A 24,219-nucleotide genomic window follows, 5' to 3' on the forward strand; every position below is an offset into this window, starting at 1 on the left:
CTGTTCCGGTGCGCAGACTTCCCGCTCTCGTGGCCGTGACCGCTCTGGCCGGATTCGGCCTCGTAGGGTGCTCGGCATCCGCTGCTTCGTCGTGCCCGACGCCGACCGACGACGCGATCGCGTCGGTCGTCGACGCGCCTGGTGAGGTCGGAACGCTGCCCACCGTCTCGGTACGGTCTCCGTTCGTGCCGTCGGCCGCGGGCACCGCGACCCTCATCGAGGGCGACGGCCCGCGCATCACCACCGAGTCGCAACTGGCCCTGGTCGACGTGACCGTGTTCGACGCCGCATCGGGCGAAGAACTGGTCGCCACGCCCTACAACGCCGACGTCGCCACCGCGACGCCGCTGCCCCGCCTCACCCAGGCGGTCCCGTCGCTCGCGCCGCTGATGCAGTGCGTGGCCGAGGGCTCCCGCGTCGCCGTCGCCATCCCCGGCGACGATCTCGGCGCGCAGGGCGCGCAGGCTCTCGGCGTCGCCGAGGGCGATGGCGCGGTCTTCGTGTTCGACGTGCGCAAGGTCTTCCTCCCCGCCGCCGACGGTGCCGACCAGTACAACGCCGACTCCGGCATGCCGTCGGTCGTCCGCGCACCCGACGGGCAGCCCGGCGTCGTCATCCCGGCCGGCGACGCCCCGACCGAGGCGCGTTCGCAGACCATCAAGAAGGGCGACGGAGCCACGCTCACCGCCGACTCCTCCGTGGTGATCCACGTGCAGGGCATCGCCTGGGGCGCCGAGACGACCTTCGCCTCGACGTGGAAGAACGGCGCGCCCGGCCAGGCCAAGGTCTCGGTACTGCCGCCGGCGATGGCGTCGGCCCTCGAGGGGCAGACCGTCGGGTCGCAGGTGCTGATCGTCGTTCCGGCCGACCAGACCGAGCAGGACCAGCAGATCCTGCAGGCCCCCGCCGACAAGGCGCTGGTGTACGTCGTCGACATCCTCGGCACCGTCGGCTGACGCCGGCCGGCTCCTCGCCCGTGGTGGTCGCGACGCGCCCGCCCGTGTGGCCGGACCGCGGCGCTGTTGGTCGCGACGCCTAGGATGGGCGGGTGTCCGCCGCCTCGTTCCGTAGCGCTCCCGAGGAGCGCTTGGTCAACCTCGTCGTCGCCCTGATGGCGACCGAGCAGGGGCTGACGAAGGACACGATCCTCTCCTCCGTCGCCGGGTACCGGGAGCAGCTCGAGACCGGCGCCTCGAAAGACGCCCTCGAGAAGATGTTCGAGCGCGACAAGGAGAACCTCCGCGGGCTCGGCGTGCCGATCGAGACCATTGGCAACCGCACCGACCCCGACGATCTCCGCGAGGCGCGCTACCGTGTCCCGACCGCCGAGTACGCCCTGCCGGAAGACATCTCGTTCAGCCCGGCCGAGGTGGCGCTGCTCAACATCGCGGGCAGCGTGTGGGGGAGCGAGTCGCTCTCCGCCGACGCGCGCAGCGGGCTGCGCAAGATCCGCGCCCTCGGCATCCCCGTCGACGAGCCGATCATCGGCTACGCCCCCCGCATCCGCGTGCGCGACGCGTCATTCCCCGCGCTGCAGCGCGCGATCGAGCAGTGCCGTGTCGTGACCTTCACCTACCTGCGGCCCGGCGAGGCGCGTCCGCGCGAGCGACGCATCCGCCCGCTGGCCCTGCTCGAATACGAGGCGCGCTGGCACGTGTTCGGGTTCGATCTCAACATGGATGCCGACCGCACGTTCCTGCTGTCCCGCATCGTGGGTGATGTCACCGTGACGCGCGCCACCTTCCCCGCACAGCTGCGCGATGGGGCGGGGGAGCGGGCGCTCGAGGGACTGCACGCCGTGGCCGACCGTCAACGGGCGCTGCTGGAGGTGCATCCCGGAACCGAGGCCGCGCTGCGGCTCGCCCGGCGGGCAGAGGAGGCACCGCAGGGCATCGTCGTGCCGTTCGTCGATCTGCACGTCTTCGCCGACGAGCTCGCGTCGTACGGCCCTGAAGTACGCGTGGTGGAGCCCGCCGACCTACGCGCCGAGGTCATCCGACGGCTCGAGGCCACCGTCGCCCTGCACGGGGGCGCGGCGTGAGCGCCGAGCGTCCGGTCGCGGCCCTGGACCGCGCGGCGCTGCTGCTGCAGCTCGTCCCGTACCTGCTCGGCAAGGGCGAGGTGTCGGTCGCCGAGGCGGCCGCCGACTTCGACGTCGCGCCCGCCGAGATGCGCGCGATGGTCGAGCGCCTCACCGTGATCGGCCTCCCCGGCGAGAGCGGCTACTGGCAGCTGCCGCACGACCTGTTCGACATCGACTGGGACCTGCTCGACCGCGACGACGTCATCGCCATCACGAACACGGTCGGCCTCGAACGCTCGCCGCGTCTCACCGCCCGTGAGGCGGCGGCGCTGCTCGCCGGCCTGCAGCTCGCGCGCAGCCTGCCCGGATTCGGCGACAGCGAGCTCGTCACGGGTCTCCTCGGCAAGCTCTCTCGCGGCGCCGCCGCCGCGCCACCCGCCGTCATCGTCGCCCCCGGACCCGTCGACGGCGTGCGCGACGTCGTCGACCGTGCGCTGCGCGCGCGCGTGGCCGTGACCTTCACCTACCGCGCGCCCGGGGCGGAGCCGGCCAGCCGCACGGTCGACCCCATCAAGGTGCACATCGCCAACGGCCAGTGGTACCTGCAGGGCTGGGACCACCTGCGCCAGGCGGTGCGCACCTTCCACCTCGACCGGGTGAGCGACGCCGTCGTGACCGACATCGCGGCGGTGCACGGCGGCGACGAGGTGCCGGAGCTCTTCGCGCCGTCGGAAGACGAGGTGGTGGCGCGTCTGCGCTTCCCGCGGGCGGTGGCCCCGCTCCTGGCCGACTACCTCGAGCGAGCCGAGATCACGCAGATCGACGACGACGTCTCGGTGGCGTCGCTGCGCCTCGCCGACGAGCAGAGCCTCAAGCGGCTCGCCGCGCGCCGTGGCGGCGACGTCGAGCTGCTCGAGCCCGCCGGTGCGCGCCGTGCCGCGGCGGAGTGGGCGGCGGCGGGCCTGGCGCAGTACGCACCGGCGTCGTCGTGAGCGCCCCGGTGCACCGACCGGCTTCGCTTCACGGCCCGTGAAGAGGTCGCCGGGTTAGACTGAATGTCACGCCCGACAACGACGAGGAGTCCACATGTTCGGCAATCTCACCGGATGGCACCTGCTGGTCGTCCTCGCGGTCATCCTGCTGCTCTTCGGCGCCGCCAAGCTTCCGGCGCTCGCGAAGAGCATGGGTCAGTCCGCACGCGTCTTCAAGAGCGAGATGAAGGAGATGAAGCGCGACGACGAGATCGCGGCGCAGTCCTCGGATGCCCCGCGCCCGACCGACGCCGGCACGTCTCCGACCGTGGCGCCGGAGCAGCGCAGGTCGAACGACCCCACCGTCTAACCGGTGGCCACGGCCGGACCGCCGCGGATCGACGTACCCGAGGGACCGCGGCGAGACAAGCGCATGTCGATCGGGGCGCACCTGGTCGAGCTTCGCAAACGCCTCATGTGGGCGGCTGCGGCGCTCGTGGTGGGCATGGTGGTGGCCTTCGTCATCACCGACCCGATCATCCACCTCATCACCGAACCCATCCGCGTCATCGCGGAGCGTCGCGGCGACGACTTCTCCGCGCTCAACTTCACCTCCGTGACGTCGGCGTTCGATCTGCGCATGCGCATCGCCTTCTCGATCGGCATCTTCCTGTCGGCACCGGTCTGGCTGTGGCAGATCTGGGCGTTCATCATGCCCGGACTCACGCGCAAAGAGATCCGCTACACGGTCTCGTTCGTGGCATCCGCCGTGCCGCTGTTCTTCGTTGGCTGCTGGGTGGGCCTGCTGATCGTGCCGCACGTGATCGAGCTCATGTGGGGCTTCACTCCCGAGGGCGGCGTGAACTTCTACAACGCCGTCGACTACTACGACTTCGTCTTCAAACTGCTGATCGTGGTGGGCGTCTCGTTCGTGCTGCCGGTCTTCCTCGTCGCCCTCAACGTCGCGGGAGTGATGAGCGGCAAGGCGATCTTGAAGGGATGGCGCGTGGCCATCCTCATCGCCACCGTGTTCTCGGCGCTCGCGACCCCCGCGGCCGACGTGGTCAGCATGCTGATGCTGGCCGGCATCCTGATCGTGCTGTTCTTCGCTGCGGCCGGGCTCTCGATGCTGTTCGACCGCCGCAAGGCGCGTCGTGTCGCGGCCGAGATGGCCTCGGGGCCCATCGCGTGAGTTCGCCCAGTCCGGCCGAGCGGTTCGCTCGCGCCAGCGCCCGGTCGACGCACCCGCACACCGCGGACTTCGCGGAGATGCAGCGCTTCGAGCTCGACGACTTCCAGATCGCCGGATGCCACGCCCTCGAGGACGGGCGCAGCGTGCTGGTGGCCGCGCCCACCGGCGCCGGCAAGACCATCGTCGGCGAGTTCGCGATCCACCTGGCGATGCTCGAGCCCGGCGACAAGGCGTTCTACACCACGCCCATCAAGGCGCTGTCGAACCAGAAGTTCCACGAGCTGCAAGAGGTGTACGGCGACGACGAGGTCGGCCTGCTCACCGGCGACACCAACATAAACGCCTCGGCGCGCATCGTCGTGATGACCACCGAGGTGCTGCGCAACATGCTGTACGCAGACTCCCCGGCGCTCCGCGGCCTGCGCTTCGTCGTGATGGACGAGGTGCACTACCTCGCCGACCGGTTCCGCGGGGCGGTGTGGGAGGAAGTGATCATCCACCTCCCGCCGTCGGTCAAGCTCGTGTCGCTGTCGGCGACGGTGTCGAACGCCGAGGAGTTCGGCGACTGGCTCGACACCGTGCGCGGCGACACCGAGGTGATCGTGAGCGAGACCCGGCCCGTGCCGCTCGAGCAGCACGTGCTCGTGCGGGGCGATCTGCTGCCGCTGTTCGACGACCGCGCCGGAGTGGCCACCGCCCAGGTCAACCAGGAGCTGCTGCGCATCCGCGGCGGCAACGCCGGCGGGTACGAGAACAACCGTCGCGCGCAGGAGTACCGCTCGCAACGCCACGCCGGGGGTCCCCGTCACGCGCATCAGCGTCGCGGCGGCCACAAACCGCTACGTGCCCAGCAGGGTCCGCGCATCGAGCGCATCGACCGCCCCGAGGTGGTCGAGCTGCTGCAGCGCAATCACCTGCTGCCGGCGATCTTCTTCATCTTCAGCCGCGCCGGGTGCGACGCCGCCGTGCAACAGCTGCGTCGCGCGAACGTGCGGCTCACCTCGGCCGAGGAGCGCGTCGAGATCCGTCAGATCGTCGACGAGCTGACCTTCACCCTCAAAGACGAAGACCTCGCCGTGCTGCACTTCTGGGAATGGCGCGACAACCTCGAGCGCGGCATCGCGGCCCATCACGCGGGGCTCCTCCCGGCGTTCAAAGAGGTGGTCGAGGAGCTCTTCCGCCGCAAGCTCGTCAAGGTGGTCTTCGCGACCGAGACCCTGGCGCTCGGCATCAACATGCCCGCGCGCACCGTCGTGCTCGAGAAGCTCGAGAAGTTCAACGGCGAGGCGCGCGTCGCGATCACCTCGGGCGAGTACACGCAGCTCACCGGTCGCGCCGGCCGCCGCGGCATCGACGTCGAGGGCCACGCGGTGGTGCAGTTCACCGAGGGACTCGACCCGCAATCGGTCGCCGCCCTCGCGTCGCGTCGTACCTATCCGCTGAACTCCAGCTTCCGGCCGACCTACAACATGGCCGTGAACCTCATCGATCAGTTCGGTCGCGCCCGTGCCCGCGAGATCCTCGAGTCGTCGTTCGCCCAGTTCCAGGCGGATCGCTCGGTCGTGGGCCTGGCTCGTCAGGTGAAGGATGCCGAGGAGTCGCTCGCCGGCTACGAGCAGGCCATGACGTGCGACCGCGGCGACTTCCGCGAGTACTCCACGATCCGTCGCGAGCTCAGCGACCTCGAGAAGATCAACCGGCGCGACGCGACGGCTCCCCGGCGCCTGCGCGACGAGCGGCAGAACCAGATCCAGTCGCTGCGCAAGCGCATTCAGCGGCATCCGTGTCATTCCTGCCCCGACCGCGAGGCGCACGCGCGCTGGGCGGAGCGGTACTGGAAGCTCAAGCGCTCCACCGACAAGACCCGGCAGCAGATCGACCAGCGCACCGGCACGGTCGCGCGTGTGTTCGACCGCGTGGTCGAGGTGCTGGCGGCCCTCGAGTACGTCGCCGTCGACGACGACGGCGGCACCGTGCTGACCCCCGCGGGCCGCACGATGCGCCGCATCTACGGTGAGCGCGACCTGCTCGTCGCCGAGTCGCTCCGCCAGGGCCTCTGGGAGGGTCTCGACGCCCCCTCGCTCGCCGCGCTCGCCTGCTGCCTCGTGTACGAACCCCGCCGTGACGAGGCGGGCCCGGGCGAGCGGGGTCTGCCGCGCGGCGCGTTCCGCGGCGCCCTGGATGCCACGCAGACCCTGTGGCAGGAGCTCGACGACCTCGAGCGCGACCACCGTCTGCCGGGATCCGAGTCTCCCGCGTCCGGGCTGGCGCCGGCGATGCACGCGTGGGCGAAGGGCCTGCCGCTGGACAGCGTGCTGACCCTCGCCGACATGGCGGCGGGCGACTTCGTGCGCTGGGCCAAGCAGACGATCGACCTGCTCGATCAGATCTCGCTCGTGGCCGAGCCGAAGCTCGCGAAGACGGCGCGGACGGCGCTGGATGCCGTGCGCCGGGGCATCGTGGCGTACACCTCGGCATGAGCGCCGCACCGTCACATGGCGGACGCGCCGCCGCGCCGGCCGCGGCACCCGAACCGCTCCTGCGATTGGCGTTCGCTGCTCCGCTCGCCGTCGTCGCCGGCCTGCTGCTGGTGACCGCCTATCCGGCGCTGGCATGGTGGCCCATGGCCCTGCCCGCGGTGGTGCTCACGCTCATCACGCTCGTCGGCCGCCGATTCTGGTCGGCCGTGCTCGTCGGCTTCCTCTTCGGGGCCGCGTTCTTCTCGGTCAACCTGCTCTTCACCGCCCGCTATCTCGGTTTCGTGCCGTGGGCGGCGCTGTCCGTGCTCGAGTCGCTGCTGACCGCCGTGTTCGCCGTGCCGATCGCCCTGGCCTACCGCTGGATGCCGCGTGTCGCCCCGGGGGTCGTGGGCCGCGTCGTCGCGCTGCCCGCCCTGGTCGCGGGGCTGTGGACGCTGCGCGAACAGGTGGTCGGTTCGTGGCCCTACGGCGGGTTCCCCTGGGGGCGCATCGGTGTCTCGCAGGTCAACGGCCCGTTCGCCGAGGTCGCCTCGTGGGTGGGGATGTCGGGGCTGTCGTTCCTCGTCGTGCTCGTATGCGCCGCGGCCATCGAGGTCGTCCGGCTCCGGCCGACGCGAGGGCGGCACCGCGGTCGTCACCTGGGCGCGGCGGCACCGGCGCTCGTCGCGCTCGCCCTCGTGGCCGTGCCGCAGTTCCCCACGACCGACGCCGGGTCGATGCGCGTGGGAGCGGTGCAGGGCAACGGCCCGGCGGGCTACTTCGATCAGCGCGCCCGCGGCGCCGTGCTGAACGCGCAGCTCGCGGCATCCGCCCCGCTCCTGGGACAGGACATGGACGTGCTGCTGTGGCCGGAGGGCGGGGTGGACTCCGACCCCACCGCGAACAAGGAGACGTCGCGCGTGCTGCGGGAGCTGTCGCGACGGGTCGACGCGCCGCTGCTCGTCTCGGCCGTCACCGCGCGGGGGTCGGAGTTGTTCAACTCCTCGCTGCTGTGGACCGCCGACGGGCAGGTGGGAGCGACGTACGACAAGCGTCACCCGGTGCCGTTCGGCGAGTACGTGCCCGACCGCGCCTTCTGGGAGCCCTTCGCCCCCGACCTCATCGGGCTGATCGGCCGGGAGTACACCCCCGGTACCGCAGTGCCCCTGATCGACGTGAACGGCGTCGACGTGGGCCTGGCGATCTGCTTCGACGTGATCTACGACGACGTCGTGTGGGACGGCGCGCGCGAGGGCGCCGAGGTCTTCATGTTCCAGACGAACAATGCCGACTTCCGCGGCACCGACGAGAACCTGCAGCAGCTCGCGTTCGCGCAGATGCGCGCGATCGAGACCGGGCGCGCCGTCGTGAACCTCTCGACCGTCGGTACCAGTCAGGTGATCGCACCCGACGGCTCGACGCTCGACGCGCTGCCCATCGACACGGCGGGGCACATGCTCACCGACGTGCCGCTGCGCACCGGTCTCACCCCCGCCGTGATCATCGGGCCCGCGGTGAAGATCGTGCTGGGCTGGGGGAGTCTCGCCGCCCTGCTGTTTGCCGGCGTCGTCGTCGGCGCGCGCGCCCGGGGAACGAGAAAGACGCCGACCCCCGAAGGGGCCGACGTCTGAACTCGTCTCTCGGCGTCAGGCGCTGAGCTTCTCGCCACCGGCGCCGCGACGGGCGCGGACGAAGGCGAGGCGTTCCTCGAGCAGCTCTTCGAGCTCGGGGAGGGTGCGGCGCTCCAGGAGCATGTCCCAGTGCGTACGCGCGGCCTTGTCGCCGCTGTGGTCGACGGTCGCGGTGCCGTCGCCGATGCGCAGCAGCGCCTCGGCGCCGCACGTGCGGCACTCCCACGCCTCGGGAACCTCGGCGTCGGCCGCGAAGGTGAGGGTGGTGTCACGTCCGCACGTGCTGCAGGTGTAGGTGTGCTGGGCACGGTCGTGGAACACGACGCCATCTTCGCTTTGGAGGCTCTGGGCGCCGAGTCGGATGCCGCGGAGACTGCGGTCTGCCATTGTGTGGTCCTCTCGTCGGTCACCATGTATAACGTCTGCACCTGTGCGCTTTATTCGAACCTCGGGCGTCGTGGCGCCTTTCACAGACGATGCTCAGACAGCTGTCGTTCCCCGTCTGTTCACCACCGCGAGAGCGACATCGGCGCGGTCGGTGACGAGACCGTCGACGCCCAGGTCGAGCAGGCGCTCCATGTCGTCTTCGGCGTTGACCGTCCACACGTGCACCTCGACGCCCGCGGCGTGCGCATCGCGCACGAGACCGCGGGTGACGACGCGGATCGGTCCGCGGCGCTCGGGGAGCTGAAGGGCGTCGAGATCGGCCAGCAGGGCCCGTACACGGGTCGTCCGACGCAGCGCCCGGGCGGCGACGAGACGCTTCGCGGTGTCGATACCGGGCGAGGTGGCGGGTCGTCGCACGGCCCCGGCCGACCGCGCGGCGGCGAGGGCCTCCCTGCGGCGCGCATCCGAGAAGCTCGTCACGAGCACGCGCTCCGCGTGCGGGGCGACGAGTCGGCCGACGCTCTCCGCCGCGGCCGCGGCTTTGACGTCGAGGTTGAAGCGCACGTCGGGGAACGCGTCGAGGGCCTGCGCGAGGGTGATCAGCCCGCCGCGCTCCGACATGATCTCCTCGAGCTCGTGGACGCGCACGTCCGCGATCGCGCGGGGGTCGTCGGCGACGCGCCGCAGGTCGTCGTCGTGGAAGAGCACCACCGCTCCGTCGGCCGTGAGGTGGCAGTCCGACTCGACGTAGGCGACTCCCGCGGCGTGCGCCTCCGCGACCGCGGCGAAGGAGTTCTCGGCGACGCCGAGCGCGGCGGCATCCGGAGTCACCAGACCCCGGTGGGCGAGCACGCGCGGGGCGTCGGGGGAGAGGTACGGATGCCGCGCGGCGGCGGATGCGTTCATGATCGGGGCCTCCGATCGCGAACGTAGCACGCGACGCGGGCGCGTTCCGGGCCTGGACACGGTGCGCGCGGAGGGGGCGCATCACCGAGCGGCGACGGCGGGGTCGATAGGCTGGCGGGTGTCGTGTGCGCCCGCGTCGGCCGGCGGCAACCGATTCATCGTCAGGAGAAACGCGTGTCTCAGACCCTTCCGTCCGGATCCCTGAGCGGCAAGACCGCCCTCGTCACCGGCTCGTCGCGCGGCATCGGCGCCGACACCGTGCGCTACTTCGCCGAGGCCGGCGCGAACGTCGTCATCAACTTCCGCAACAAGGCGCCGCGCGCCGAGAAGCTCGCGACGCAGCTGCGCGAGCTGGGTGTCGAGGCCCTCGTGGTCGGCGCCGATCTGACCGATCCCGAGTCGGTGCGCGCGATGTTCGACGAGGTGCAGCGCACGTTCGGCGGCCTCGACATCCTCGTGCTGAACGCCTCGGGCGGCATGGAGTCGGGCATGGCCGAGGACTACGCGCTGCTGCTCAACCGCGACGCGCAGGTCAACGTGCTCGAGACGGCTCTGCCCCTGCTGAAGGACGACGCCCGCGTGGTCTTCGTCACCAGCCACCAGGCGCACTTCATCCGCTCCACCCCGACCATGCCCGAGTACGAGCCGGTCGCCCTCTCCAAGCGCGCCGGCGAAGACGCCCTGCGCGAGAAGATCCCCGCCCTCGAGGAGCGCGGCATCGGCTTCACCGTCGTCTCGGGCGACATGATCGAGGGCACCATCACGGCGACCCTGCTCGAGCGGGCGAACCCCGGCGCCATCTCGGCACGTCGCGAAGACGCCGGCAAGCTCTACAACGTGTCGGAATTCGCGGCCGAGGTCGCTCAGGCGGCCGTCGACCCGGTCCCCGCCGACAACACCCGCCTCGTCGGAGACACGGGTTCGTTCGGAGACGAGTGAGCATGCGGCCGACCGACATCCAGACATTGATCGGGGTCGGTCGGCCCGCGATCGCCGCCACGGGAGCCTTCGCGATCTTCGCGACCTCGCGCCCCGATGTCGACGCCGATCGCGCGGTCGGACAGCTTTGGCGGGTCGATCTGCCCGCGGGGTCCCCGCGTCGCATCACGCGCGGGGTCGCCGACCGTTCTCCGCGCCTGTCTCCCGACGACGGCACGGTGGCGTTCCTCCGTTCCGATGCGAAAGGCCGCGCGCAGGTGTTCGTCGTCGCCGCGCACGGCGGCGAACCCGTGCAGGTCACCGATCAGCCCGGGGGAGTGACCGACCTGGCGTTCTCGCCCGACGGTTCGCGGCTGGCGTTCACCGCGCGCGTGCCCGAGCCGGGACGCTACGGCACCGTCGAGGGGCTGGATGCCACCGCCGAGCCGCCGCGCCGGATCACCGGCATCCGGTGGCGCGCGAACGGTCTCGGCTACCTCGATCGGCCCGCGCAGGTCTTCGTCGTCGACGCGCCCGCTCCCGATCGCGAGCCGTTCTACGAGCCGGCACCGGCCCTCGACGCGCCGGAGAAGCGCGTCGTCCCCGAGGCCGCCGTGCAGCTGACCCACGGCGACACGAACTGGGTCGGCGTGGTCTGGACGGCCGATGGTGCCGAGCTGCTCAGCGTGCCCGACGTGATCGAGACCGCGCGCCGCGACCTGCGCGACCGCGTCGTCGCGATCGCGGTCGACAGCGGCGAGCAGCGCGAGGTGCTCAGCACCGCGGAGAACCTTTCGGTCGCGACGGTCGACGTCGCGCCCGACGGTGCGGTGTTCCTCCTCGCCAACGACGTCGGCGACGAGGGCACCGATTTCGTGGCACCCGGCGTCGCGCTGTTCGTGCTCGATTCCGATGGGCCGCGTCTGCTCACCGACCCCGAGACGATCGACCTCGGCGAGGTCGGCAGTCACCTGTCGTTCGACGAGGGCGACGTGCTGGTGCAGGATCGCACCCGCGGTCGGCTGCGACTGCTGCGCGTCTCGCGCGACGGCCGGGTCTCGCAGGTGCTCGGTGGCGACCTCGAGGTCTCCGGGCACGCGGTCGCGGGCGGGCGAGTCGCGGCATCCGTCTCTTCACCCGACTCGTTCGGCGAACTCGTCGTGCTCGACGGGCCAGAGATGCGAGCGCTCACGGCGTTCGGCGCGGCCGCGCGCGATGCCGGGATCGTCGTGCCGGTCGAACACGAGATCACCGGCCGCGACGGGTACCCCGTGCGCGGCTGGGTCGCGACTCCCGAGGGAGAGGGGCCGTTCCCCGTCATCCTGCAGATCCACGGCGGGCCCTACGCCTCGTACGGCGTGCACCTGTTCGACGAGACGCAGGTGCTCGTCGACGCCGGTTACGCCGTGGTCTACAGCAACCCGCGAGGAAGCGCCGGCTACGGTCGCGCTCACGGGCGCTCGATCCGCCGCCGCATGGGCACGCTCGACTTCTTCGACGTGATCGACTTCTTCGACGGCGTCGTCGCGGCCGACCCGCGCCTCGACGGCGATCGTGCGGGGATCATGGGTGGCTCGTACGGCGGGTACATGACCGCCTGGGTCATCGCCCACGACCACCGCTTCGCCGGCGCGATCGTGGAACGGGGCTTCCTCGACCCCATGGCCTTCCCGGGCTCGAGCGACATCGGCTCGTTCTTCGGACAGGAGTACGTCGGCACCGACCCGTCGCTGGTCACCGCGCAGAGTCCGATGGCCGTGGTCGAGCAGGTCACGACGCCCACGCTCGTGCTGCACTCCGAACTCGACTACCGCTGCCCCCTCGAGCAGGCCACCCGCTACTACGCCGCGCTGAAGGCGCAGGGGACCGATGCCGAGTTGCTGATCTTCCCCGGCGAGGACCACGAACTCACCCGCGCCGGTCGCCCGCAGCATCGCGTGCAGCGCTTCGACGCGGTGCTCGACTGGTGGAGACGGCACCTCCCGACCGGGTGAGGCGAGGGGACCGGATGCCATGGCATCCGGCACCTCGATTCAGGCAGCTTTGCCGAACTGGATCGCGCGGACGATCTGGAAAATGCCCAGGACGACCAGCGAGACGCCGATCAGCAGGAACAGGGTGACCGCTCCGAGCAACGGCGAGAAGAGCAGGACGACGCCCGCGACGATGCTGACGATCGCGAAGAAGATCGTCCACGCGCGGGCCTTGGATCCGTGGCCGACGGTGGTGAGCGAGACGACGCCCTCGATGATCCACAGGATGCCGACGAGCGTGCCGATGAAGACCCCGAACCACGCGGCCGTGGCCGAGAGGTTCGCGAACGAGAAGATGCCCGCGACGATGAACAGCACGCCCAGCGCGATGTAGCCGAGGCGCGCCCATCCGGAGCGCCACAACAGGCCGATGGCGATGTTCACCAGACCCGCGATGATGACGTACACCGAGACGATGGCGACCGCGACCTCTGCGGTGCGTCCCGGCCAGATGAGGATCAGCGCGCCGATGACGAGCGAGAGGACGCCGCTCACCCCGAGGGCGGTACGGACGGCTCCGATGGCGGGATTGGACGCGGTGGAGGAAGACATGGCGAGCCATTCTGAGTGAAAGCTGAGAACAGCACTCACCCTAGACCTGAGGGTTCAGGCGGCGCGACTCACCCGGCCACGGTGTGGGGGAGCAGCAGGGCCACCGCGAACAGCACGGGCAGACACCCCAGCGTCGAGATGAAGACGACGTCTCGGGACAGGATCTCGCCGACGCCGTAGCGCTGCGCGAAATTGAACACGTTCTGCGCCGTGGGCAGCGCCGCCAGCACCACCACCACGAACACCTGGTCGGAAGGCAGCCCGAAGAGTGTCGCGACCAGATACGCGAGCGCCGGCATGGCGAAGAGCTTGAGCATAGAGGCGATCACCACGTCGACGCGGCGGCCCGGCTCGGTCAGCACCCGCTGTCCGTACAGCGACATGCCGTACGACATCAGCAGAACCGGCACGCACGCGCCGGCGATGAGGTGCAGCGGGTCGAAGACGATCGGGGGCAGCTCGACGCCGAGCAGCGCCACGCCCACACCGAGGGCGGAAGCGATGAGCATCGGGTTCTTCGCCGTCTGCAGCAGGATGCGTCCGATGTTGCGTGAGCCCGAGGTCGCGGCATCCAGGATCGCCAGCGCGATCGGCATGAGCAGCAGCAGCTGGAACAGGATGACGGGCGCGGAGTACGCCGCGTTGCCCAGCATGTAGAGCGAGATCGGGATGCCGATGTTGTTGCTGTTGACCTGCCCGGCCGACAGGGCGCCGATCACCGTCTCGCCCGCGGGACGGCGAAGGATCAGCGTCGAGACGAGAACGGACACGGCGATGATGACGGCGGCCGTGATCATCGAGACCGGGAGCAGCGCCGAGAACAGCGTCGCCACATCGGCGCGGGCGAGAACGGTGAACAGCAGGAAAGGAGACAGCACGAAGAACGTCAGGCGGCTGAGGACGTGCCGGGCGTGGGGGCCGAGCAGATCGATGCGGGCGATGACGTAGCCGACGACGACGGCCAGGCCCACGACGGCGAACCCGGTGAGGACGCCGGTCACGATCGTGCCGCGGGGGTGGCCGTGCGGGGGATCATCGTTCTCAGCGTACCGGTCGGCCGCGCCGTGATCGCCTACCGACGCCTGCGCGTAGGGCGACAAAAAGGTGATCCCCGTACGGGCAGGAACGGGGCCGGGGGTGAGAAGAGACGCGCTCAGCCGGGTGTCGATGCGGGCGCCGTCTCGCAGGTCCTCCTGCTCGTCCATGATCTGGAGTCGAAGTTGCGTGGATGTTCAGAGGAGATGCAATGACGCGCAGGAGACATCGGAGAAAGTTCCTCAGCGTGGCTGGGGCGGTGATCGCCCTGATCGCTTCCCTTCTCATTGCGACGCCCGCGAGTGCCGTCGTCGACGGAACGGATTCATCCGTGCCGTGGGTGGTCAGGGTGACGGGCCTGCCGAGCCGAGAAGGGAACGGGAAGGTCTGCTCGGGATCGATGATATCCGACTCGTGGATGCTGACGGCCAAGCACTGTGTGGGCCCCGACCTGCGATACACCGTGACGAGGGCGCTCACGAAGAACCGGTGGGAGACGTTGGGAACCGTCTCCCAGGTCGTGACGTATCCCGACGAAGACCTGGCTCTGATGAAGCTGGCCTCACCTGTGTCGACCTCGGTCCTGAATCAGTACGGACGGTTGTCGACCGTTGCCGCGCAAGGACCGGCCATCGCCTACGGGTACGGGAAGACGGCTTTCGATTTCGCGTTCCCGACGGAGGTGCAGCAAGCCGCAGATGTCTCCATCGAATCGATCGGACGCCTCCCTCTCTCCGTGATCTACGAGGACCGTGTCGCGTGGTACAAGGGTGGGAGCTGGCGAGAGTACCCGTGGTCGAGGAAGGTCATCACGACCGCCGTTCGAGGCCAGGTGTATCGGGGCGATTCCGGCGGGCCGCTGGTGCAGTTCGGTGGAATCACAGCAGTGTCCTCTCGTTGGACTCCGGACAATGTGGAATCCGTTGTGATCTCGCCCGACGTGTACGGGTGGGTGGCGAAGACGACGTCTCTGGGCGACGCGCTCTCGGTCTCGACGCCGGTCGACGCGCGACGGGTCGTTCTGCAGGCGAACGTGACTGGTTCCGGCGTCGAGGTGGACACATCCCAATCGGCCGTGCAGGAGCGACTGCCGCGGCCTTTCACATTGCTCTTCGACAGTTCGAACGCGTTCCAGATCAGAACCCCGAGTTGGGAGTGTCTGGCGCGGGGTCGGAAACTGAGTGTCGTCCTGGACCAGGTCATTCCCGAATCCACGCTCGTGAACGCGCCGTGTGACCCCATGTCGCCGGAACAGAAGTTCTTCTTCCTCGAAGAGGGTCAGGCGGCGGACTCGTCGCTGCTGGGTTCCGTTCATGCGGTTGCGGGCGGCCTGGGTGTGGCGGGGGACACGAGCACTCCCTTGCATCTGGTCGATGACACGAACACGTTGACGATGAAGTTCCTGGATCTCGAGGGCTCGGGATCTTCGCTCACGTCGGCGCTGCGCGCCTCTACCGCGACATGGAGGAACAAGCCGAGTCCGCCTTCGTCTTCGTCCGAGGTTTCAGGCATCTACTACTCCACGCTGACCACCAGGATCGAGCTCCCCGCCATTCCCTCCGGTCTGCAAGTGGACAAGCTGCAGTTGGGGGTGCAGGGCGGTAACCAGTTCGCCTACTTCCTCGGCTCCGATGGGCGCGTGTACAAGAGCGTCTTGCATGGCGATGACAGCGGGTTCTCTGAATGGGTGAAGCTGCCGGGAGAGAAGATCGTCGACCTCGTCGTGTCCCGGGTGAGCGGCGGCGCGGCCTATCACGACGGCACCAATCTCTATGTCAGTTATGGGAGGGGCAAAGACGACTTCGCGAAGCTCCCGAACAACGCGAAGATCGTACGGATGGATTTCACGGGTACGAATTCGAACACGGGGCAGGCCATTTATGTCGTGGGTTCCGACTCGCGTGCCTACCGCTTCGACGAAGGCGGGAGCCTCTACCCGCTTCCCGGGGAAGGCGTGACGAATCTGTCCGCGTCGGAAGACACAGACGGTGCGGTGTTGTACACGACGTCGGCGGGGCTGCGCTATTTCGAACCAGGGCGCCTGGAAACGTCGCTTCCAGCCCTTCCGGCTGGTCTGCAGGTGACCTCGCTGACTTTGTCCCGGCAGACGCACGAGTTCGCTTATGTCACGTTGGACGACGGACAGGTGTACAAGGCAATTCTCAAGAAGGGTCGACGATCATTCACGCCGTGGGAGGTTCAGCCCTCCTTCCTGTCCGTCGACGATGTCTCGGTCTCCACGCGAGGTGGCGCCGGCGCGGTGTACAACGACGGGGCATTCGCATACGTCACATTCGGTGGGCAACTGCCCGAGTTGCCCAACCGTGAGAGCGTCGCGAAGACGATGCTCACGACGGACGACCGCGCCGAGCCGTACGTGTACGCGATCAGCCTCGACGACAACCTCTATCGCCTCAAGGTCGGAACTCGTGAGTGGGTGAAGTTGCTGGGCGAGGTCGACACCGCCACCGTGTCCACGAACGGTGTAGGCGTGCTGTTCGCGGTCGCGCGAAGCAAGTGACCCCCGCGAGTGGATCGTCACCGTCTGCGGTGGCGGTCCACTCGCCGGGGCGATCGCCGGCACACGGGTCTCGCTCGTGAAGCGACGATCACGGGTCATGTCATGCCCGTGCACGGGTCTGCCTCGCCGATGCGACGACGACCGTACGTCGGCTCCCGATCGGGGCACGTGGCCCGATCGCACATGGTGCTGGTAGAGGTAGCGGCAGGAAGCGACCGCGACGTCGGGCAGCATGACGATGTCGATCACGCAGGGCGACTTCGTTGTCGCAAGAACGCCATGACGAGGACGCCGTGTTGATCTGCACGACGGGCGACGATCACGCGACGAGCGCCGGCCGGCGCCGGGCACGAAGAAGCGGGCGCCGGTCAGACCGACGCCCGCTCCTTGCGCCTCGGATCAGCCGCAGGTGCGCGAGCTGTATGCCGTGGTGGTGGTCTTCGACTGCCCGCCGGCGGTCGCGACCGTCGTGACCGATCCCGCCGTGATGGACGTCTGCCGCGTGGTGAACGCCTGCGACACCGTCTTGCCCGGCGCCAGCGAGACAGTCGACTTGGTTCCGAACGGCGTGGTCACGTTCACCGAGACCGCTTCGTCGTCGCGGTTGGTGATCTGCGTCGTCAGCGTGACCTTGCCGGCGATGCAGCGGGTGGAGGTGATGGTCTCGACCTCGGGGCCCGGGGAGGGCACCGTCTGCGCGGCCACGCTCTGCAGCGTCGGCGTCACCTTCTTCATCAGACCGTCGGCGCCGAACTCGACCCGGTCGATCGTCGTCTCGCGGTTGTTGCCGTTACCGTCCGGGATCGCGAAGCGGTGGTACGCGATGTACCAGTCGTCGGTACCGGGGACGTTGATGATCGAGCTGTGTCCGGGGCCCTTGATACCGAGCGACAGGTCTTTCTCGAGGATCACGCCGCGGTACGTCCACGGGCCGTTCATGCTGGTGGCCGTGGCGTAGCCGACGCGGTAGTTCTCCGACCCCGTGTCGTCGATCGCGTACGTCAGGTGGTACAGCCCGTTGCGGTAGTTGAAGAAGACGCCCTCGCGGAAGTCGGTCAGCCCGTTGATCCGCTGGTAGGTCCCCGGCTTGATCGACTTCATGTCGTCGGCCAGTTCCGCCAGCACGGGGGAGCCGTTGCCCCAACCCAGGTACCACTTGCCGGTCACCGGGTCGTGGAAGGCCGCGGGGTCGATCGCCTGACCCGAGGTGACGGCCTCGTTGTTGAGGATCATCGCGTTCGGCTCGGCCGTGAACGGGCCCTCGGGGCTGTCCGCGACGGCGACGCCGATCGTCTTGCGGTCGTAGGTCGGGTTGTGACCGCTGAAGTAGAAGTAGTACTTCCCGTCCCGCTCGATGATGGTCGGCGCCCACGCGTTGCCCGTCGCCCACGGGACGTTGCCGTTGGCGCCGTCCAGCGTCAGGAACGGCTTCGCCGACCGCTCCCAGTCGACGAGGTTCTTCGACTTCCACACGTAGAACTCCTTGCCGCCCCAGCCGGGGAAGCCGTCGGAGGTGGCGTAGATGTAGTACGTGTCGCCGAACACCGCGATGTTCGGGTCGGCGTACAGACCCGGGAGCACGGGGCTGTTGACGACGAGGGCTTCGATCTTCCAGTCCGTCTTGACGCCCTTGGAGGTCGTCACGGTGTAGGTGACGGGCGAGCGCAGGTCGACGACGGTGCCCGAGGCCGGCGACGCCGTGGACCCGGGGACCAGGCTGAAGGTCGGAGCCAGCTTCGACACGTCGGTGCCCTTGACCACAGGCAACTTCACCGTATGAGCGGTGTTGTCGATGATCGGCGCCATCTTGAGCTTCTCGGGCTGCGTCAGCGAGACGTCGACCAGGTGGTCTTCGACGCCCGCGTTCTGCAGGACCTCGGTGCTCGACAGCGCCCGGTTGTAGACGCGCACGTTGTCGAACCAGCCCTGGAAGTAGCCGTCGGCACTGTAGAGCGACTTGCCGAGGTAACCCACGAGGTTCGAGCCGAGCTCGCTCACCGAGGCGTTCAGGGCGAGGTTCTCGTCGACCTTCACGCCGTCGATGTACATGCGGAGCGTCTTGCCGTCGTAGACGAGGTCGTACTTGTGCCACTGACCGCTCGAGATGCTGCCGGTGACGTCGGACTCCGCCTGCCACGTCGCCTTCGTGATCGCGGTGCGGGCCTCACCACCGCGCACCCGCAGGAACGAGTAGCGGTCCTGGTTCTGACCGAACGCGAACGTGAAGAAGTTGCCGCTCGTGCGCTCGGACTTCACGTCCATCGACACCGTCATCGTGTTGCGACCATCGAAGAAGCCGGTCGGGAACGAAGCGAAGCCGTTCGCCGCACCGGTCAGCTTCAGAGCCGAACCCTTCTCGGCGTCATTCGCGATCGCGGCGGTTCCGGATGCCGTCAGGTCGGCGTTGCCGACGGAGTCGGCGAGGGAGCCGTTCTCGAAGGTGTACTCCGCGATCGGACCCTGCTGCGGCTCCTCGGGGTCTGTCGGCTCGACCGGCTGGTCGCCGTACTTCGCGAGCAGACGCGCCTCCTCCGCCTTCGACAGGCGCAGGACCGATCCGTGACGGAAGCTCTGGTCGAACGAGACCTGGTCGGTGCCGGTTCCGCTGCTGAGCTGACGGAACTTCAGGCTCGACAGCGTGTCGGCGATGTGGCCGTAGTAGTTGAACTCGTCACCCATGACCGACCAGCGACCGTCGGGCAACTGGTAGACCGTCAAGCCCTCCATACGGGTGCGCAGTCCCGCGGCGGCCGCCTGTCCCGGAGCGATCTTCTGCGTCCACGGGCCGTCGAGCGACGGTGCGGTGTCGACGACCGTGTCCCAGTCCGAGGTCGAGAACCGGTAGTAGGTGTCGCCCTCCTTGGCGATGGTGGAGTCGATGATGTTGCGACCGCCCTGGCCGTCGCCCTTGGGGTTCAGCGTGGTCCAGATCTCCGGCTTGGTGAAGGTCACGAAGTCGCGCGTCTTGGTGAGGTACATGCGCAGCGCCCAGTCCGGGGTGTTGTTGTCGGTCTGGTCGCGCGCGGCCCAGTACACGTAGTACTCACCGGTGGCGTCGTTGTAGACGGCCTCGGGCGCCCACACGCATCCGGCCTTGTCGAAGCCGGCGAAGACGATGCGCTGGTCGCTCCAGTTGACCAGGTCGGACGACTCCCACACGACGAGGTTCTGGCTGGCGTTCAGCTGGTCCCAGCCAGAGCCGCCCGCGCCGCCGCCTTCGGCGTGCAGGTCGGTGCCGATGATCCAGTACTTGTCGCCCTCGGGGGAGCGCACCAGGTGCGGGTCGCGCACGCCGAGGTCACCACCGAGATTGGCGAGGATGGGCTTGTTGTCGTTGAGCTTCTCCCACTGCAGACCGTTGGTGCTGTGGCCGTAGAAGATCTTCTCGTAGCCGCCCTCGACACCGAAGTGCGTCCACAGGTAGCCGGCGGTGTAGTCCTTGTCGAGTCCGACGGGAGCCGCCTTCACCGTGACCTGGATCTGCCGGGTGACGGATGTTCCGGATGCCGCGGCCGTCAGCGTCACGGTGGTGTCGGTGGCGCCACGCGTCACGACGCCGGCCGCCTTGCCATCCACCGCTGAGGTCGAGATGACGCCGGCGGGGGAGGCGGTCCACGTGATCGCCGTGCCGTTGACGGAACCCGTGGAGGGGAGGGTGATGTTGCCGCGCACGTCCTGCGCGTTCGGGATGCTGATCTTGTCGAGGTCGGCCTTCGCGAGCTCGGCGCCTCCGGGCATCGGAGCGACGGTGACCGCGAAGGTCTTGGTCTCGGTCGACGCGTTACGGGTAAGCTTCGCCGTCAGCGTGGCGGTCTTCGCCGGCTGACCGGCGGCCGGCCGGGTGACCTTGCCCGCCGCGCTCACGACGGCCGCATCGCTGGTGGACCACGCGATGGTCGCGCCGTTGACGCCTGCGGTGGGGAGGGTGAGGTCGGCGGTGACCGCGCTCACGTCGCCGAGCGACAGAGCGGCCGCGTCGCGCTGCAGACGCGTGGCATCGGCCGGCAAGAGGGCCGAGACATCGGATGCCGAGAGGGCGGCCTTGTACACGCGGAAGTCGCGCACGCTGCCGGCGAGGCGCCGGTCGGCGTCGTAGACGGAGCGGCCGATGTAGTTCGCGGTGGTCGTTCCGCCGCCGATCGCGCTCGGCTTGATCGTGACGCCGGTGGCCTGGGCCACCTGCGCGCCGTCGAGGTAGACGCGGGCCGTGTCGGTGGCGTCGTCGAGGGTGTAGGTGATCGTCTTCCACACATCGCGCTGAAGGTTCGCGTTGCTGTTCGCCGTCTGCTCGGTCGTCCAGTTGCCGGTGGCGATCGACGTCTTGTAGGTGTTGCCCGTCGAATAGAGGTAGCCGTTGCCCACGCCCGCGCTGTCGGTGTTGCCCAGGCCGTAGATGAAGTACGGGGTGCTCTGGTTGCCCCGGACCAGCACGTCGGCGCTGATGGTGATCGAGTCGAGTCCGGCGAGCAGGTTGTCGGGAAGGTCCACGTAGTCGTCCGTGCCGTCGAGACGCACACCCTCGCCGCCGGTGAGCCCGGGGCCGCCGACGTAGCTGGCGTTGCGCCCCGCCCCGGACACGTCGGCAGCGGTGGTACCCGTCGTCTCGGTCAGGGGGTAATGGGCGACGAGGCGGGAGTCGGCTGCCGCCGCGGGTTGAGAGGCGACGAGCGCGCCGGTCAGCGCGAGCGCGAACGCCGTGGTCGTGGCGAGGGCACGCCGAGGAAGGGTCTGCTTCATTGCGATCCTTTCGAGGGCCAGCATTGGCCGCGAGGGGGGTTCCCGGGGAACGAACAGAATGTTATCGCTAACGCTCCCGTCCGACAAGACCTCGGTGCGCAACGACGCGTTCGACCCGCCCGACTTTGCAAGGAGCATCGAGCTGATCGAACGGATGGGGGAGCGTCAGACCTCGTCAGCACCCGGGCGGCGCCCCGTCCAGAGCAGCCCGCCGGCGAGCAGCAGTCCCGTCGCGGCAGGCTCGTCCCCAGCGCCAGACCGGGCGCCCGATCGAAACGACAGTCGGCGGGCAGACCGCCGGTCGTGCTCTCGGCGGTCGTGGCAGCAGCAGTGTGAAGAGAACGACACGGCGGCCAACAGGCCGAGCGTGACCACTGCGGCGCTGTCCTCGCAGCGACACGTGTCATTGTCACGTCCCGAGAACCCCCGACGGGTCGATGCGCGGACGTGCGTACCACACGAGGGCGATCGCGCCTCGCGCGATATTCGTCGGACGCACGACGGCGGATGAACCCCGATCGTGGCACGATCCTGCGACTCCACAAACGCCGATAATGTACATTATGTCAGTTCGGGTCAGCCACGCGCAGGGTGAATGTTCTCCCCCGACGCACGAAAGAGCGCTCCGCGCGTGGAACGGTGCTCTCCGACGAGCTCGTCGATCAGCGGTGCTGGCGACAGACGGATGCCGGGAGCGCCGACGGCCTCACCCGTCGCGTCACCGGAGCACCTCGACGAGCACGATCCACGAGATCGTCAACGCCACGACAACCGCCAGCAGCGCACCGAGTGCGAACGCCGAAGAACCGGCATTCGCGTCGCCCGCGAGCATCAGGATGCCACCGACGACATACGCGGCCGGCGCGACGAAGCCGAGACCGGCCTTCACCCCGCGCAGGCGGTTGCGCGCGTCGTGGTCGGCGAAAATCCGGCGCGCGGCGCTGAGGGCGAAGGCAGCCGCCATCACCGCGGTGGCCGCGGCGATGCTGCCGTACAGGGCTGCGGGCACCCCCGGAGCCAGGCCGACGGCGGACACGACGAGCGCGAGCACGAGACCCGCGATCGCGGTGCCCAGACGTGCGGTCAACGCCGGCGCCTTGACGATCTCGCCGATGTTGACGCTCGCCGCCACGATCACCAGACCCGCGAGCGCCGCCGTGGCGCCCACCATCGCGACATGGAAATCGCCCCAGTCCCCCATGACGGGATGCTAGCGCGCGCGGCGACCTTGCGTCAGGCGTCCGAGCGCAACCACGTCTGCGTGACGCCGAGCACCCGCGAGCCGTCGAGATCGGCGAGAGACAGACCCGCGAAGCGAACCGCAGCCTCGGACGTCTGCCAGCGGAAGCGCGGCGCCGACGTCGTGGCTGCCTCGACGACCGTCCGGGCGGCGTCCTCCGCCGACTGCGCGGTCGTGAACGCGGACGACGTGCGATCGAGATACGCCCGCTGCAGGTCGGCGTAGGGGCCGGGCGCGGCGAGGTGCACCGAGTCGGTGAAAGACGACGCCACCGCGGCCGGCTCCACGATCGATACGTCGACGCCGAACGGAGCGACCACCGGGGCCAGCGACTGCATGAGCCCCTCCACCGCGAACTTCGCCGCGCAGTAGGCGTCGGCGAACGGCTGCCCGACCGCTCCCCCGACGCTCGTCACCGTGACGATGCGCCCTCGCCCGCGCTCGCGCATACCGGGCAGCACCAGGCGGGTGAGCCGGGCGACCGACCCTCACGGCGTCAACGACCAGACCCGTCATCTCACCTGGAACGGCGTGCCCAGCGGAAGGAGACCTGCCAACTCCGTGATGTCGGCATTGTGCATCCGCACGCACCCGTGCGATGCCGCTGTGCCGATGCTGTCGACATCCTCCGTACCGTGCAGGCCGATCTGACCGGGGCCGCCGCCGAAGCTGTTGAGAACGTCGGAGAACGCCGTCGTGCCGTAGGCGAAGGGCCCGTAGCCCTCATTGGTCGGCGCCAGCAGCTCGCTCAGCGCGAACCGCCCGTAGGGCGTCGGGGTGCCGCCGGTGCCCGTGGCGACGGGAAACGTCTTCTGCAGCATGCCGTCCTTGTACAGATCGAGAGTGTTCGAGGACACCGTGACGACGAGGGCATACCCGGTCGTCGACTGCGAGACGGCGTCGGCATCCACCCATCCGGTGCTGCCGTTGGGCCGCTGCGGAAGCATCACCTGCAGCCAGCCGTCCTTCTCTGCGACGACGCGGAACACCAGCGGTGCACCCGATTTCTGAACGGCGGGGAGATCGGCGATCTGATTCCCCCTCGGGGCGTCGCGTACGGACACGCCGGCGCCGTTCACCGCGGCGACGGTGGTGGCTGCCGGGGCGTCGACTTCCGCGTCTGCGGTAGCGGCCGAGCCCGGCGTCATCGCGGGCAGCTCTCCATCGTCGGCACCCGTCGCGGCTCCCCCGCGCGCGTCGATACCGCCCGCCGTCACCGTGAGCGAATGCGGCCCCAGCGCGAGGGCAACACCCGTCGAGATTCCAGCGATGCCGAGCACGACGGCGAGGGTGATGACGAACGCTCGACGCGAGCGCGGCAGGGGGAGCTTCACAATGATCCTTCCGCCCGTGCCGGTCGCAATCCGAGCGACGGTCGCCCGTTCGTGTCGGCAGGGAAGGCACGAACGGTGGTCGCGGCGGTGGCGCCCAGGCGCGGCACCGCCACGGACAGAGCGGTGGTTCGGCGCCCTCGCGCCGTTCGTGCGCGGGTAACGCTAACCGAGCATCGCCGGATCGCCATGGTCGGCTAGCCCGCTCGGTCACCCTGTCGTCGGCACCGGTTCGCCCGCTCGGCCTGCGCGTGTGCCGTCGATGCTCACTGACCCGGGTGCT

The 24,219-nt window shown here is 69.2% G+C and carries 17 protein-coding genes and 1 pseudogene; 10 read left to right on the forward strand and 8 right to left on the reverse strand.

Annotated elements, in window-relative coordinates; all coding sequences use genetic code 11:
- Positions 1-8 precede the first annotated feature (8 nt).
- From AS029_RS05745 to lnt, 7 genes are all read left to right on the forward strand, one after another.
- Positions 9-956 carry an FKBP-type peptidyl-prolyl cis-trans isomerase gene (locus AS029_RS05745; protein ID WP_074615855.1) on the forward strand — a complete coding sequence of 316 codons (948 nt, stop codon included), beginning with the start codon at positions 9-11 and terminating at the stop codon, positions 954-956.
- Positions 957-1,048: 92 nt separating this feature from the next.
- Positions 1,049-2,041 (forward strand): helix-turn-helix transcriptional regulator, encoded by a 993-nt coding sequence (locus AS029_RS05750; protein WP_058231607.1) that lies wholly within the window; start codon positions 1,049-1,051, stop codon positions 2,039-2,041.
- On the forward strand, positions 2,038-3,015 hold the full coding sequence (locus AS029_RS05755) for a helix-turn-helix transcriptional regulator (protein ID WP_058231608.1): 978 nt from the start codon (positions 2,038-2,040) through the stop codon (positions 3,013-3,015). Before AS029_RS05750 ends, AS029_RS05755 begins: the two co-directional genes overlap by 4 nt.
- Positions 3,016-3,109: 94 nt before the next feature.
- Positions 3,110-3,364: a Sec-independent protein translocase subunit TatA gene (gene tatA, locus AS029_RS05760; RefSeq protein ID WP_058231609.1), complete on the forward strand. Its 255-nt coding sequence runs from the start codon at positions 3,110-3,112 to the stop codon at positions 3,362-3,364.
- Positions 3,365-3,427: 63 nt separating this feature from the next.
- Positions 3,428-4,186, forward strand: a complete 759-nt coding sequence (gene tatC, locus AS029_RS05765) for a twin-arginine translocase subunit TatC (RefSeq protein WP_058231610.1) — start codon at positions 3,428-3,430, stop codon at positions 4,184-4,186.
- Complete coding sequence (locus tag AS029_RS05770; RefSeq protein ID WP_058231611.1) at positions 4,183-6,666, forward strand: DEAD/DEAH box helicase; 2,484 nt, start codon at positions 4,183-4,185, stop codon at positions 6,664-6,666. Before tatC ends, AS029_RS05770 begins: the two co-directional genes overlap by 4 nt.
- A complete protein-coding gene (gene lnt / locus AS029_RS05775; protein WP_058231612.1) occupies positions 6,663-8,276 on the forward strand; it encodes an apolipoprotein N-acyltransferase in 1,614 nt (537 codons plus the stop codon). Before AS029_RS05770 ends, lnt begins: the two co-directional genes overlap by 4 nt.
- Before the next feature lie 15 nt (positions 8,277-8,291).
- Here lnt and AS029_RS05780 read toward each other — a convergent pair whose 3' ends face one another.
- Together AS029_RS05780 and AS029_RS05785 are read right to left on the reverse strand one after the other, a co-directional pair.
- Positions 8,292-8,663 carry an RNA polymerase-binding protein RbpA gene (locus AS029_RS05780; protein WP_058231613.1) on the reverse strand — a complete coding sequence of 124 codons (372 nt, stop codon included), beginning with the start codon at positions 8,661-8,663 and terminating at the stop codon, positions 8,292-8,294.
- Between the two features lie 93 nt (positions 8,664-8,756).
- A complete protein-coding gene (locus AS029_RS05785) occupies positions 8,757-9,569 on the reverse strand; it encodes a glycerophosphodiester phosphodiesterase family protein (RefSeq protein ID WP_058231614.1) in 813 nt (270 codons plus the stop codon).
- Positions 9,570-9,743: 174 nt separating this feature from the next.
- On the opposite strand from AS029_RS05785, the gene AS029_RS05790 reads away from it, so the two are divergent.
- Both AS029_RS05790 and AS029_RS05795 read left to right on the forward strand, forming a co-directional pair.
- On the forward strand, positions 9,744-10,508 hold the full coding sequence (locus AS029_RS05790; protein ID WP_058231615.1) for an SDR family oxidoreductase: 765 nt from the start codon (positions 9,744-9,746) through the stop codon (positions 10,506-10,508).
- 2 nt (positions 10,509-10,510) lie between these two features.
- Positions 10,511-12,481 (forward strand): S9 family peptidase, encoded by a 1,971-nt coding sequence (locus AS029_RS05795; protein WP_058231616.1) that lies wholly within the window; start codon positions 10,511-10,513, stop codon positions 12,479-12,481.
- Positions 12,482-12,520: 39 nt separating this feature from the next.
- Here the strand turns inward: AS029_RS05795 and AS029_RS05800 are convergent, their stop codons facing one another.
- Together AS029_RS05800 and AS029_RS05805 are read right to left on the reverse strand one after the other, a co-directional pair.
- A complete protein-coding gene (locus AS029_RS05800) occupies positions 12,521-13,072 on the reverse strand; it encodes an HdeD family acid-resistance protein (protein WP_058231617.1) in 552 nt (183 codons plus the stop codon).
- Positions 13,073-13,140: 68 nt separating this feature from the next.
- Positions 13,141-14,277, reverse strand: coding sequence for an AEC family transporter (locus tag AS029_RS05805; RefSeq protein ID WP_323339356.1), 1,137 nt, complete (start codon positions 14,275-14,277; stop codon positions 13,141-13,143).
- Between the two features lie 89 nt (positions 14,278-14,366).
- On the opposite strand from AS029_RS05805, the gene AS029_RS05810 reads away from it, so the two are divergent.
- A complete protein-coding gene (locus AS029_RS05810) occupies positions 14,367-16,628 on the forward strand; it encodes a trypsin-like serine protease (protein WP_058231618.1) in 2,262 nt (753 codons plus the stop codon).
- A gap of 399 nt (positions 16,629-17,027) precedes the next feature.
- Here the strand turns inward: AS029_RS05810 and AS029_RS05815 are convergent, their stop codons facing one another.
- The 4 genes and pseudogenes from AS029_RS05815 to AS029_RS05830 all read right to left on the reverse strand — a co-directional run bounded on the left by AS029_RS05815 (position 17,028) and on the right by AS029_RS05830 (position 23,939).
- On the reverse strand, positions 17,028-21,365 hold the full coding sequence (locus tag AS029_RS05815) for a family 43 glycosylhydrolase (protein ID WP_058231619.1): 4,338 nt from the start codon (positions 21,363-21,365) through the stop codon (positions 17,028-17,030).
- Positions 21,366-22,083: 718 nt separating this feature from the next.
- Positions 22,084-22,566 carry a hypothetical protein gene (locus AS029_RS05820; RefSeq protein WP_058231620.1) on the reverse strand — a complete coding sequence of 161 codons (483 nt, stop codon included), beginning with the start codon at positions 22,564-22,566 and terminating at the stop codon, positions 22,084-22,086.
- 32 nt (positions 22,567-22,598) lie between these two features.
- Positions 22,599-23,078: pseudogene (locus tag AS029_RS05825) on the reverse strand (SDR family NAD(P)-dependent oxidoreductase); the annotation flags it as partial.
- Between the two features lie 39 nt (positions 23,079-23,117).
- The gene (locus AS029_RS05830; RefSeq protein ID WP_228375886.1) at positions 23,118-23,939 is read right to left on the reverse strand and encodes a L,D-transpeptidase family protein; all 822 of its coding nucleotides are present in this window, start codon (positions 23,937-23,939) and stop codon (positions 23,118-23,120) included.
- Positions 23,940-24,219: the final 280 nt, after the last annotated feature.

Origin of the sequence: Microbacterium enclense (genome assembly GCF_001456955.1) — a bacterium.
GTDB lineage: Bacteria > Actinomycetota > Actinomycetes > Actinomycetales > Microbacteriaceae > Microbacterium > Microbacterium enclense.

What these genes read in the sequence shown, in the direction of transcription:
- AS029_RS05815 (WP_058231619.1), bottom strand. Translation starts at nt 21,365, where the DNA reads ATGAAGCAGACCCTTCCTCGGCGTGCCCTCGCCACGACCACGGCGTTC.
- AS029_RS05780 (WP_058231613.1), bottom strand. Translation starts at nt 8,663, where the DNA reads ATGGCAGACCGCAGTCTCCGCGGCATCCGACTCGGCGCCCAGAGCCTC.
- AS029_RS05820 (WP_058231620.1), bottom strand. Translation starts at nt 22,566, where the DNA reads ATGGGGGACTGGGGCGATTTCCATGTCGCGATGGTGGGCGCCACGGCG.
- AS029_RS05805 (WP_323339356.1), bottom strand. Translation starts at nt 14,277, where the DNA reads ATGGACGAGCAGGAGGACCTGCGAGACGGCGCCCGCATCGACACCCGG.
- tatA (WP_058231609.1), top strand. Translation starts at nt 3,110, where the DNA reads ATGTTCGGCAATCTCACCGGATGGCACCTGCTGGTCGTCCTCGCGGTC.
- AS029_RS05785 (WP_058231614.1), bottom strand. Translation starts at nt 9,569, where the DNA reads ATGAACGCATCCGCCGCCGCGCGGCATCCGTACCTCTCCCCCGACGCC.
- AS029_RS05800 (WP_058231617.1), bottom strand. Translation starts at nt 13,072, where the DNA reads ATGTCTTCCTCCACCGCGTCCAATCCCGCCATCGGAGCCGTCCGTACC.
- tatC (WP_058231610.1), top strand. Translation starts at nt 3,428, where the DNA reads ATGTCGATCGGGGCGCACCTGGTCGAGCTTCGCAAACGCCTCATGTGG.
- AS029_RS05795 (WP_058231616.1), top strand. Translation starts at nt 10,511, where the DNA reads ATGCGGCCGACCGACATCCAGACATTGATCGGGGTCGGTCGGCCCGCG.
- lnt (WP_058231612.1), top strand. Translation starts at nt 6,663, where the DNA reads ATGAGCGCCGCACCGTCACATGGCGGACGCGCCGCCGCGCCGGCCGCG.